This is a genomic window from Burkholderia cenocepacia (assembly GCF_900446215.1).
In the GTDB taxonomy this organism is placed as follows: Bacteria; Pseudomonadota; Gammaproteobacteria; order Burkholderiales; family Burkholderiaceae; genus Burkholderia; species Burkholderia cenocepacia.
On the sequence record NZ_UAQZ01000018.1, the window covers coordinates 33,340 to 45,663 of the forward strand.

The window sequence follows — 12,324 nt, forward strand, 5'->3', positions numbered from 1 at the left end:
CGCACGCGCGACACGGGCCCGCACGACGCTCACCCGGCCTCCTGCTGGAACTGAATCCGATGCAGATGGGCATACAGGCCGCCGGATGCGAGCAGCGCCGCGTGGCTGCCGCTCTCGACGATTCTGCCGCCGTCCATCACGAGAATCCGGTCTGCACGCTCGATCGTCGACAGCCGGTGTGCGATCACCAGCGTCGTGCGGCCCTTCATCAGCGTCTCGAGCGCCGCCTGAACGTGACGCTCGGATTCCGAATCGAGCGCCGACGTCGCTTCGTCGAGAATCAGGATCGGCGCATCCTTGTAGATCGCGCGCGCAATCGCGAGACGCTGGCGCTGGCCGCCCGACAGGCGCATGCCGTTGTCGCCGACGAGCGTGTCGAGCCCGTCGGGCATCGCCTCGACCGTACTGAGCAGATTCGCGGCGCGCAGCGCCGCCGTCACGCGTTCGCGGTCGGGGCTTTGGCCGTACGCGACGTTGCTCGCGATCGTGTCGTTGAACAGCACGACATCCTGACTCACCATCGCAATCTGGTCGCGCAGGTCACGTAGCCGATACTCGGGTAACGCGACGCCGTCGACGAGAATCTCTCCGGACGTCGGATCGAAAAAGCGCGGCATCAGGTTGACAAGCGTCGTCTTGCCGCTGCCTGACGGCCCTGCGAGCGCGATCATCTCGCCAGGCGCCACGTCGAACGACACGCGGTCGAGCGTTGGCTTGCCGGTGCCGGCGTGATACGCGAACGACACGTCGTTGAAACGAATCCGGCCGGTGGCCCGCTCGAGCGGCTTGCCGCCGCCTTCGGGCTCACGCGGCTCGTCGATCAGGCCGAAGATCAGCTCGGCCGCCGTCATCCCGCGCTGCAGCGGCTGGTTCACGTCCATCAGGTGCTTGAGCGGCGAAATGATGAGCAGCATCGCGGTGACGAACGCGACAAAGCCACCGACCGTCGTCTGGTCGTTCGCGGACTGCACGACGGCAATCGTCAGCACGACGGCCAGCGCGATCGACGCGAGAAACTGCGTGAGCGGCTGCGCAAGCCCACCCGACACGATCATCCGCATCGAATAGCCGCGCAGACGCCGGCTCAATTCGTTGAAGCGGCTGATTTCGTACTGCTCGCCGTTGTGGATCTTGACGACCTTGTAGCCGCCGACGGTCTCCTCGACGATGTACGCGAGCTGGTTCGTCAGCATCTGGTGCTCGCGGTTCAACCGGCGCAAACGCCGGTTGATCTTGCCGACGAGCCAGCCGATACACGGCAGCAACACGGCGACGATCAGTGTCAGTCGCCAGTTCAAATAGAACAGGTAACCCAGCAGAAAGACCACCGTCAACGAATCGCGCACGAGCGTAATCAACACGCCCAGCAATACGTTCAGGACCTGGTTGACCTCGAAGACGACCGCATTGATCACCGTACTCGCGGTCTCGCGCTGAAAAAACGACACGCCGGTGTGAATCATCCGGTTGAACATCTCGATCCGCAGGTCGAGCAGGATCCGGTTCGAGACATACTGAAGCAGATAGTTGGACGCGTACTGCGCGGCGGCACGCACCAGCGCGAGACCGACGACCGCGATCGGCACGTAGAGCTTCGCGGTCACGTCGCCCTTCGTGCCGAAGCCGCGGTCGAGCAGCGGCTTGAGCAACGCCGGAATCCCGGCTTCCGTTGCCGCGACGACGGCCATCGCGAGGACGCCCGCCACCATCACCCACAGGAGCGGCTTCAGGTACGGCCAAAGGCGGCGCGCGACGACCACGGGCGACGATGCGTCTTCCCCGCCTATGGGTTTGCTAAGAGTAGGCTTGACGCTCAAGGTGCCCTCAAGGAATTTGAATCGAAAATCATTCAGTAGACGATTTCGGCGGAACTACCGTCGAACGCCGCGCGCAGCTCTGCCAGCAGCACGTCGCTCGGTTTCACGCGCCAGGCATCGCCCAGACGCATTTCGCCTTGCGCGCGCGCGTTGCTGTAGTGGATCTGCACCGCGAGCCCGTTCGGCAGCGGCGCCTGCGGGCGCCGACCGCCATCGCGCCCGCCGCCGCGCGGCGCGGGCGCTTCGATCACGTTCGCGGCGGCCGGATCGTCCTTCGACACGTGCGGCTCGAGCACACGGCGCAGCGCGAGCGCGTCGGCGTTGCCGTTCATCGTCAGCCGCACGGCCTGCGCGTAGCGGCTGCGCGCGCGTTCGAGATCCATCACGGTATCGGCCGTGAAGCGAATGCCGCCGGTGAACGCGTCGTTGCGCGCCTGCCCCTGCACGATCAGCAGCTCGTCTTCCTTGAACAGCGCCTTGTTCGCCTCGAACTGTTCGTTGAAGATCGTGATCTCGCACTGGCCCGTGCCGTCGTCGAGCAGCGCGATCAGCATCTTGCCGCGCTGCGTCATCTGCGTGCGCAGCGACGCGATGATGCCGGCGACGAGCTTGTCGCGCCCTTCCTTCAGGTCACCGACCTTCTGCCGCACGAAGCGCCGCACTTCGTCGCGATACGCATCGAACAGGTGGCCGGACAGATAGAAACCGAGCGCGGCCTTTTCTTCCTGCAGGCGGCGCTTGTCGTCCCACGCGGGTTCGTCGACGAGCGCATGCGCGTGCGGCGACTCGGCGCCCATGTCGAACAGGCCGGCCTGCATCGCGTTCGCTTCGGCCTGGTCGGCCGCTTCCATCGCGAGCGGCACCGACGCGATCAGTTGCGCACGGTTCGGATTCAGCGAATCGAACGCGCCGGCGCGGATCAGCGCCTCGACCGTGCGGCGGTTGACGACGCGCCGGTCGATCCGTTCGCAGAAGTCGAACAGGTCGGTGAACGCCTTTTCCTCGCGGGCGCGCAGGATTTCCTCGATCGCGTTCTGGCCGCTGCCCTTCACCGCGCCGAGGCCGTAGCGGATCGTGCGCGAGCGCTTGCCGTCGGCTTCCGCGACCGGCTCGAACCGGTAATGCGACTGGTTGATGTCCGGCGGCAGCACGGCGAGGTTGTTCACGACGCAGTCGTCGAACAGGATCTTCACCTTGTCGGTGTCGTCCATCGCGAGCGTCATGTTGGCCGCCATGAATTCGGCCGGATGGTGCGCCTTCAGCCACGCGGTGTAATACGCGAGCAGCGCATACGCGGCCGCGTGCGACTTGTTGAAGCCGTAGCCCGCGAACTTCTCCATCAAGTCGAAGATCTCGTCGGACTTCTCGCGCGTGAGGCCGTTCTTCGCGGCCCCCTCGGCGAAGATCTCGCGGTGCTTGACCATCTCCTCGGGCTTCTTCTTGCCCATCGCGCGACGCAGCAAGTCCGCGCCGCCGAGCGAGTAGCCGCCGATGATCTGCGCCATCTGCATCACCTGCTCCTGATAGACCATGATGCCGTAGGTCTCTTTCAGGACGGGTTCGACGCGCGGATCCGGGTATTCGACCTTCTCGCGGCCGTGCTTCCGCGCGCAGAAGCTCGGGATCAGGTCCATCGGGCCCGGCCGGTACAACGACACGAGCGCGATGATGTCCTCGAAGCGGTCGGGCTGCGCATCCTTCAGCATGCCCTGCATCCCGCGGCTTTCCAGCTGGAACACCGCGACCGTGTTGGCCTTCTTCAGGATCTGGAACGACGCCGGATCGTCGAGCGGCACCTGCGCGAGCGACCAGTCTGCCTTCGACGGATCGAGACGGCGGATGTAGCGCTCGGCCCAGTCGAGGATCGTCAGCGTCGTGAGACCCAGAAAGTCGAACTTCACGAGGCCGACGGCTTCGACGTCGTCCTTGTCGTACTGGCTGACCACGCCGCCGTCGTCGCCCTGCGTGTACAGCGGGCAGAAATCGGTCAGCTTGCCGGGCGCGATCAGCACGCCGCCCGCGTGCATCCCGACGTTACGCGTGAGGCCCTCGACGCGCTGCGCGAGATCGAGCAGCTGGTGGACTTCGTCCTCGTGGTCGTAGCGCTCCTGCAGCTGCGGTTCTTCCTTCATCGCGTCGGCAATCGTCACGTGCTTGCCGGGCTTGAACGGAATCAGCTTCGCGACGCCGTCGGTAAACATGTAGCCGAGGTCGAGCACGCGGCCGATGTCGCGCACGGCCGCCTTCGCGGCCATCGTGCCGAACGTGGCGATCTGCGAGACGGCGTCCGCGCCGTATTTCTCCTTCACGTACTGGATCACGCGATCGCGGCCGTGCTGGCAGAAGTCGATGTCGAAGTCGGGCATCGACACGCGTTCCGGATTCAGGAAGCGCTCGAACAGCAGGTTGTAGCGCAGCGGATCGAGGTCGGTAATGCCGAGCGCGTACGCGACCAGCGAACCGGCGCCCGAGCCGCGGCCCGGGCCGACCGGCACGCCGTTGTTCTTCGCCCAGTTGATGAAGTCCGCGACGATCAGGAAGTAGCCGGGGAAGCCCATCTTCGTGATGGTCCCGCACTCGAATTCGAGGCGCTTGTAGTACGTGTCGCGCTGCGCGTCGCGCTCGGCTTCGACCGGATACAACTGCGCGAGGCGGGTTTCGAGCCCCTCCTTCGACAGCTGGACCAGGTAGTCGTCGAGCGACATGCCGTCCGGCGTCGGGAACAGCGGCAGTTTCGGCTTGCCGAGCTCGAGCTTCAGGTTGCAGCGCTTCGCGATCTCGACCGTATTGGCAATCGCCGACGGCAGGTCGGCGAACAGCGCGGCCATGTCGTCCTGCGTGCGGAAATACTGGTCGGTCGTGAAACGCTTCTGGCGCCGCGGGTTCGCGAGGATGTCGCCTTCCGAGATGCACACGCGCGCCTCGTGCGCGGTGAAATCGTCGTCGGTCATGAACTGCGTCGGGTGCGTCGCGACGACCGGCAGCTTCAGCGACGCGGCGAGCGTCGCCGCCTGCTGGATGTACGCCTCGGCGCCCGGCTGGCCGTAACGCTGCAGCTCGATGTAGAAGCCGCCCGGGAACACCCTCGCCCAGCGCTCGGCGTGACGGCGCGCGGCTTCTTCGTTGCCCGCGGCCAGCGCGAGCCCGATATCGCCCTGTTGCGCGCCCGACAGCGCGAGCAGCCCCTGCGCGAGCTCGCCGTCGAGCCAGCTCGCGTCGAGTTCCGCGCGGCCGCGGTACTGGTTCGTGAGCCACGCCTTCGACAGCAGCTCGCAGAGATTCAGGTAACCGACCTTGTCCTTGACCAGCAGCAGCAGCCGCGACGGCTTGTCGCGGTCGTCCGGATTGGCAATCCAGACGTCGCAGCCGGCGATCGGCTTGATGCCCTTGCCGCGGGCTTCCTGGTAGAAACGGACGAGGCCGAATGCGTTGCCGAGATCGGTGAGCGCGAGCGCGCCCTGACCGTCCGCGGCCGCCGCCTTGACGATGTCGTCAATGCGCACGATGCCGTCGGCAATCGAGAATTCGGAGTGAACGCGAAGATGGACGAAGCGAGGATCTGACATGGGCGCTATTGTAGCCGCCCCGCCGCGCAGGCTGCCCAAAAAATGCCCGCTTTGGCCGTTCGGCCGATGCACGCGGCGACGCGTCGCGCGGTTGGCCGATCGGCCAGGTACCGACGCCCGCGCCGTTTGCGGGATAATACGGTTTTTCGAATCAGCGCCCCGGCTTCGCACCCTTTTTTGCGGGCCGCCGGGCAGCCGTTTTCCCGTCGGACCATCATGACCATCGTCAACCTCGCCGCCTACCACTTCGTATCGCTCGACGCGAACGAGCAATGGCGCCCGCTCGTCACCGCCCGCTGCAACGAACTCGGCCTGCGCGGCACGATCCTGCTCGCGCCGGAAGGCATCAACCTGTTCATCGCCGGCACGCGCGAAGCCACCGACGCATTCATCGCGTACATCCGCCACGATCCGCTGTTCGAAGGCAAGTTCGCGACGCTGCAGTTCAAGGAAAGCCTGTCCGACTCGCAGCCGTTCCGCCGCATGCTCGTGCGCCTGAAGCGCGAGATCATCACGATGAAGAAGCCCGCGATCAAGCCGGAACTCGGCCGCGCGCCGTTCGTCGACGCGCGCACGCTGAAGTCGTGGCTCGATCGCGGCCACGACGATACCGGCCGCCCGGTCGTGATGCTCGACACGCGCAACGCGTTCGAGGTCGACGTCGGCACGTTCGACAACGCGCTCGACTACCGGATCGACAAGTTCAGCGAATTCCCGGAAGTGATCGACGCGAACCGCGCCGACCTCGAAGGCAAGACGGTCGTGTCGTTCTGCACCGGCGGCATCCGCTGCGAGAAGGCCGCGATCCACATGAAGGAAATCGGCATCGACAACGTGTACCAGCTCGAAGGCGGGATCCTGAAATACTTCGAGGAAGTCGGCGGCGCGCATTATCACGGCGACTGCTTCGTGTTCGACTACCGCACCGCGCTGAACCCGCAGCTCCAGCCGACCGAGAACGTCACGTGCTTCGCGTGCCGCGCGGTCGTCACGCCGGAAGCGCAACGATCGCCGAGCTACGTGGCCGGCAAGTCGTGCCCGGCCTGCGCGCAGGCAGCCAGCGCCGCGTAACGGCGCGTCGCACCGCGCCCCGCCGATGAATCCCGGCTATCGCGGCCGCTTCGCGCCGTCGCCCACCGGCCCGCTGCACTTCGGCTCGCTGGTCGGCGCGCTCGCAAGCTGGCTCGACGCCCGCGCGCACGGCGGCACATGGCTCGTCCGCATCGAGGATCTCGACGGCCCGCGCACGGTCCCCGGCGCGGCCGACGACATCCTCGCGACCCTCGCGCATTTCGGCATGACGCCCGACGAACCGCCCATCTGGCAGAGTACGCGCGATGCGGCCTACACGGCCGCGCTCGAGCGGCTCGTCGCGGCGGGGCTCGTCTATCCGTGCGGCTGCACGCGCAAGGAAATCGCCGATTCGCTGCGCGCCGCCCATGAACGCCATACGACGCTCGCGTACCCGGGCACCTGCCGCACCGGCCTGCACGGCAAGCCCGCGCGCGCATGGCGGCTGCGCGTGCCGGACGGCAACGATGCGGTCGTCACGTTCGACGATCGCTGGCAGCACGCGCAATCGCAGAACCTCGCGACCGAAGTCGGCGATTTCGTGCTGAAACGCGCGGACGGCCAATGGGCGTATCAGCTCGCGGTCGTCGTCGACGATGCCGATGCCGGCATCACGCACGTCGTGCGCGGCGCCGACCTGCTCGATTCGACCGCGCGCCAGATCTACCTGCAGCGCTGCCTCGGCGTGCCGACTCCCGCGTACCTGCACGTGCCGGTCGTCGTCGATGCCAACGGCGAAAAGCTCAGCAAGCAGACGGGCGCGACGGCACTCGAACGCGACGATCCGCTGCCGGCGCTGCGGGCCGCGGCCGCGCATCTCGGTCTGGCGGCCGATGGCGATCGGCCGGTCCATACGATCGACGCGTTCTACGCGGCCGCGACCGATGCATGGGCGCGTCGCTTCGGGCCGCGTGCCGGTTGAATCGCTTGCACGACGCCGGCCCACGCCGACGACGCGCCTGTCTCGGTCAGCACCGAATCCAGCCGCATGAAAGCAAGGCGAAAGCCACGTCCGCCGACGACTCGGCATCGAAAGCTCCTCCCGCACGCGGCAAGCAATAGCTCGCACACGCCCCGCCCCGATCGCCTCGCCCAATGAAAAACGGGCACATGCTCGTCACATGTACCCGCTTGTCCGGCAGCGCTCACGCGCCGCCCCAACCACTCGGCCCGCCTTATGCCGACGGCTTGCGCGGCATCCCGAAGCCGCCGAGCAGCGCGGCGACCTGGCGCTTCGGCCCTTTCTTCTCGGGCTGCTGCGCGGGCTGCGCGTCGTCCGGCTGCTTCGCCGACGCCGACGGCTCGTACGGCTTCAGGAAGAAATCGTCGACCGGCGCTTCGTGGCGGCGATGATGGCCACCGCGCTCGGCGCTGCCCGACGACCGACGGCCCGATGCCCCGCGATGCTCGTCGCGATCGCGCCGGCCGCCCCGTTCGCCACCGCGCTCACCGCCACGCTCCCCGCCGCGCTCGTCGTGACGATGGCGCGCCGGCTTGTCGAGCTTGAGCGTCTGCATTTCGAGCGGACGCTTGATCAGCTTCTCGATATCGGCGAGCTGCTTGCGCTCGTTCGGGCTGCACAGCGACAGCGCGTCGCCCGTCGCACCCGCGCGGCCGGTACGGCCGATCCGGTGCACGTAGTCTTCCGCGCTGAACGGCAGGTCGAAGTTGATCACGGCCGGCAGCTCGGCGATGTCGAGACCGCGCGCGGCCACGTCGGTCGCGACCAGCGCCTCGATCTCGCCGCGCTTGAACGCGTCGAGCGCCTGCATCCGCTCGATCTGCGTCTTGTCGCCGTGGATCGCCGATGCGACCACGCCGTCGCGCTCGAGATTGCGCGCGAGGCGGCTCGCACCGATCTTGCTGTTGCAGAACACGATCACCTGCTTGAGGCCGCGATCGCGCAGCAACTGCACGACGGCCGCCTGCTTGTCGCCTTCGGCGACGTCGTAGACGATCTGCGTGACGTTCGCGTTCGTCGAGTTGCTGCGCGCGACCTCGATCGTCTGCGGGTTGCGCAGGTAGGTCGACGCGAGCTTCTTGATTTCGCCCGAGAAGGTGGCCGAGAACAACAGCGTCTGACGCTCCTTCGGCAGCAGGTTCAGGATGCGCTGCAGATCGGGCAGGAAGCCCATGTCGAGCATCCGGTCGGCTTCGTCGAGCACGAGGATCTGCACCTGGCCGAGGTTCGCCGTCTTCTGCTGCACGTGGTCGAGCAGGCGGCCCGGCGTCGCGATCAGGATCTCGACGCCGCGGCGCAGTTCGGCCGATTGCGGGTTCATGTCGACGCCGCCGAACACCACCGCGCTGCGCAGCGGCGTGTGCTTCGCATACGCGTGCACGTTCGCGGCGACCTGGTCGGCGAGTTCGCGGGTCGGCGTGAGGATCAGCGCACGCACCGGGTGGCGCGCCGGTGACGCGCTCGTGTTGGCCTGCGGCAGCAGACGCTGGATGATCGGCAGCGAGAAGCTCGCGGTCTTGCCGGTGCCCGTTTGCGCGGCGCCCATGACGTCGCGGCCGGCGAGCACGACCGGAATGGCCTGCGCCTGGATCGGCGTCGGCGTCGTATAGCCCTGCTCCGCAATGGCTTTCAGGATATCGGCGGCAAGGCCGAATTGATCGAAGGTTGCGTCGACGGGCTTGGCGACAGAATCGGACATGGTGGCGTTTCGCTCAAAAGGCGCGGCGGGGACATCGTGCGTCAGGCCAGCCGGGCCTGCGCTCATCACAATTCGGAAATAGACGGAGCCGCGGCGCGCCGCGCGGCGCCGCTCTGGCGCTTGGGACCGGTTCAATGCGAACGCTGGACGCCAGGCCGTGCGGACTCCGTTCGGCGCGAATGCCGGCGGAAAGGGCCGTATTGTAGCACCGTGCGGGCATCTGTCCGTGACAACGCCGCGAACGGCCGTGGCGGCGGTTCGCGCGGCGGGGCCGCCAAGGCCCGCCCAAGGCCCGCGCGGGCGAACGGCTGGCCGATCGGGTTATCCGACTCGGCCGGCACACGATATTAGGGGTTCGATCTCTAAGCGTCGTATCGACAGGTCCGCCGTCAGCCCGACAGCCGGTCAACGCGGGTGGCGAATACGCTCCGCGATCGTGCCCGCCGGTCAGCCCTTCTTCTTTTTCTTCTCGACCTGCACGCAGTCGCCCAGCAGCGGCGGCGACTTCGGGTCGGCGATCTCGTCGCGCAGCGTCGCTTCCTTGCCCTTCGTCCACCACGTATAGCGGCCTGCCTGATAGCGCGCGCCGGACGCCGACACCGTATCGACGAACAGCATCTGCTTGCCGTCGACCGGCACGAGCGCGAAGCTCTGGCCGTTGCCCGCGAGCCAGTACGACACGCGCATCGGCTGCTTGTGGTTCGCGCACTGGTAGACGGTTTGCTGGCGCGCGTCGGCGTCGATCTCTTCGACGGTCAGTTGCGCGGCATGCGCGACGGAAACGGCGGTGCCGGCGAGCGCAAGCGCAGCGAAGGTTTGGCGAATCATGCAGGTCCTCTCACGAGACGGGTGGAAACGCGCCCTCGCGGGGCGCGCGGTTATTGTTTATCGGGGTGGCGGGTTAGCACGCCGGTTGCCGGAATCAGGGATCGATCACGTCCGCGCACGCATCGGTCGGCGCGGCGGCGACATGGCCGACGAGCGGCACGATCTTGAGCCCGGCCGACGCCACCCGGCACGGCGCGGCCGCGAGGCCGCAGCCCGCGAGACTCGCGACGAGCGCCAGCGCGACGCCCAGCTTTCCGATACGCAACCATCTCGACGCCATCGTCCTCTCCTCGTTCCGTCAGCGCGCCGACACGGGCCGGACGGCCGCGGCCGCGCGCTTCGCGCGTTCGCGGGCTTCGTCGACGGTCGCGCCGGTCGCCAGCGCGACGCCCATGCGTCGCTTCGCAAAACTTTCCGGCTTGCCGAACAGGCGCAGGTCCGCGCCCGGCACCGCGAGCGCGTCGCGCACGCCTTCGAACGCGATCCCGCGCTCGTCGAGCCCGCCGTAGATCACCGCCGACGCAGCCGGCGTGCCGAGCGCCGGATCCACCGGCAGCCCGAGAATCGCCCGCGCGTGCAGCTCGAATTCCGACTGGCGCTGCGAGGCGAGCGTGACGAGGCCCGTATCGTGCGGCCGCGGGCTCACCTCGGAGAACCAGACGTCGTCGCCGCGCACGAACAGCTCGACGCCGAACATCCCGCGCCCGCCGAGCGCCTCGGTCACCTTGTGCGCGATCTCGCGCGACTTCGCGAGCGCTGCCGCGCGCATCGGCTGCGGCTGCCACGATTCGACATAGTCGCCCGCCACCTGCACGTGGCCGACCGGCTCGCAGAAGTAGGTACGCGTGTCGAGCGTCGCGGGGTCGATCGCGCGCACGGTCAGCTGCGTGATCTCGTAGTCGAAATCGACGAAGCCCTCGACGATCACGCGGCCGTGGTTCACGCGCCCGCCCGCCATCGCATGGTCCCACGCGGGTTCCACGTCGGCGTCGGTCTTCACGACCGACTGCCCCTTGCCCGACGACGACATCACGGGCTTCACGACGCACGGCATGCCGATCTTCGCGACGGCCGCGCTGAAGGCTTCGAACGAATCGGCGAACGCATACGGCGACGTCGGCAGGCCGAGCTCCTCGGCCGCGAGCCGGCGGATTCCTTCGCGATTCATCGTGAGCTGCGTCGCGCGCGCGGTCGGGATCACCTCGGCGAGGCCGGCCGCCTCGATCGCCGCGAGCGCGTCGGTGGCGATCGCCTCGATCTCGGGCACGATCAAATGCGGGCGCTCGGCCTCGACGATCGCCCGCAGCGCGGCCGGGTCCGTCATGTCGATCACGTGCGCGCGATGGGCGACCTGGTGGCCTGGCGCATCCTGATAACGATCGACCGCGACGACTTCGACGCCGAGGCGCTGCAACGCGATGATGACTTCCTTGCCGAGTTCGCCGGCGCCGAGCAGCATGACGCGCGTGGCCGAGGGTGAAAGCGGCGTACCGAGCCGCTGACCGATCTGCATGTGATTTCCCGCTGGTTCTGTTGGAGGACGAAAACGGCTTCGATGTTAACACGGGCATCCGGGCCGGTTTGGGCGGTTTGGTCGCGCCCACGCCGCGCCGCGCGATCCCGTGGGCGGGCTGCGAACGTTTTCACGCGCGAAGTGTCGGCTCGCCTGCCGCGGGGCGGGTGCGTTACTCTTACGCCTTGATCAGAATCCGAAGAGGAACGAGGCTCATGTCCCACCTGTCCGCGGCCGCACGCGCACGCACCGGCCTGCTTCGCCCGTTGCGCGCGCCGCTTTGCGCGCTGACGCTTGCCACGCTTCTCGCCGCCTGCGCGATGCCGACCCATCCCGATTCCGCCGCCCCCGCGCCCGACCCGTACAACCCGGCCGCCGTCCAGCTGCTCGACGACACCAGTTGGGAGCTCACCAGCTGGGTGAACGCCGACGGCACGCCACGCGCGATCCCGCACGGCGACAACGGCGAACCGATCAAGCTCGCGCTGTCGACCGATTCGGGCATCCGGCGCGCGAGCGGGTTCTCCGGCTGCAACCGCTACATGGGCACCTACGCGATCAAGAACGGCGTGCTGAGCTTCGGCCCGCTCGCCGGCACGCGGATGGCCTGCCCGAACACGCTCGGCGGCCAGCTCGAAGCCGCCTACCTCGATGCGCTCGCCCACGTCGAGAAGACCGGCGTGCAGATGCGTGCGCCCCAGCAATTGCAGATCGTGACCCAGGCCGGCGCAACGCTGACGTTCACGCACCGGAGCCCCTGATGTACGGCGCGCGCGAAGGCCGACCGACCGCCTTCGCGTGGCGCGCCACGCGCACGCGCCAGCCGCGTGCGTCGCGCGGCGTGAATCGGAATCACGCCGCGTTAGAGT

General features: G+C 67.7%; 9 protein-coding genes. 3 read left to right on the forward strand and 6 right to left on the reverse strand.

The features are described from left to right. Positions 1 to 29: 29 nt before the first annotated feature. Together msbA and dnaE are read right to left on the reverse strand one after the other, a co-directional pair. Positions 30 to 1,817 carry a lipid A export permease/ATP-binding protein MsbA gene (msbA, locus tag DTA15_RS36670; protein WP_012492746.1) on the reverse strand — a complete coding sequence of 596 codons (1,788 nt, stop codon included), beginning with the start codon at positions 1,815 to 1,817 and terminating at the stop codon, positions 30 to 32. A gap of 32 nt (positions 1,818 to 1,849) precedes the next feature. Further along, a complete protein-coding gene (gene dnaE, locus DTA15_RS36675; protein ID WP_006489624.1) occupies positions 1,850 to 5,383 on the reverse strand; it encodes a DNA polymerase III subunit alpha in 3,534 nt (1,177 codons plus the stop codon). A 216-nt stretch (positions 5,384 to 5,599) separates the two neighbouring features. On the opposite strand from dnaE, the gene DTA15_RS36680 reads away from it, so the two are divergent. Continuing rightward, positions 5,600 to 6,454, forward strand: coding sequence for a sulfurtransferase (locus DTA15_RS36680; protein WP_006489627.1), 855 nt, complete (start codon positions 5,600 to 5,602; stop codon positions 6,452 to 6,454). A gap of 25 nt (positions 6,455 to 6,479) precedes the next feature. Further along, positions 6,480 to 7,376, forward strand: coding sequence for a tRNA glutamyl-Q(34) synthetase GluQRS (gluQRS, locus tag DTA15_RS36685; protein ID WP_006489612.1), 897 nt, complete (start codon positions 6,480 to 6,482; stop codon positions 7,374 to 7,376). 253 nt (positions 7,377 to 7,629) lie between these two features. Here the strand turns inward: gluQRS and DTA15_RS36690 are convergent, their stop codons facing one another. From DTA15_RS36690 to purT, 4 genes are all read right to left on the reverse strand, one after another. Continuing rightward, positions 7,630 to 9,114: a DEAD/DEAH box helicase gene (locus DTA15_RS36690; RefSeq protein WP_006489595.1), complete on the reverse strand. Its 1,485-nt coding sequence runs from the start codon at positions 9,112 to 9,114 to the stop codon at positions 7,630 to 7,632. Between the two features lie 447 nt (positions 9,115 to 9,561). Next, complete coding sequence (locus DTA15_RS36700) at positions 9,562 to 9,942, reverse strand: MliC family protein (RefSeq protein ID WP_006489598.1); 381 nt, start codon at positions 9,940 to 9,942, stop codon at positions 9,562 to 9,564. 94 nt (positions 9,943 to 10,036) lie between these two features. Then, on the reverse strand, positions 10,037 to 10,222 hold the full coding sequence (locus DTA15_RS36705; RefSeq protein WP_006489604.1) for a DUF6726 family protein: 186 nt from the start codon (positions 10,220 to 10,222) through the stop codon (positions 10,037 to 10,039). Positions 10,223 to 10,240: 18 nt separating this feature from the next. Then, a complete protein-coding gene (gene purT, locus DTA15_RS36710; RefSeq protein WP_006489597.1) occupies positions 10,241 to 11,455 on the reverse strand; it encodes a formate-dependent phosphoribosylglycinamide formyltransferase in 1,215 nt (404 codons plus the stop codon). 215 nt (positions 11,456 to 11,670) lie between these two features. Between purT and DTA15_RS36715 the strand changes: the two genes are divergently transcribed. Continuing rightward, entirely contained in the window at positions 11,671 to 12,216 is a 546-nt protein-coding gene (locus DTA15_RS36715) for an META domain-containing protein (RefSeq protein ID WP_006489608.1), read from the forward strand. Positions 12,217 to 12,324: the final 108 nt, after the last annotated feature.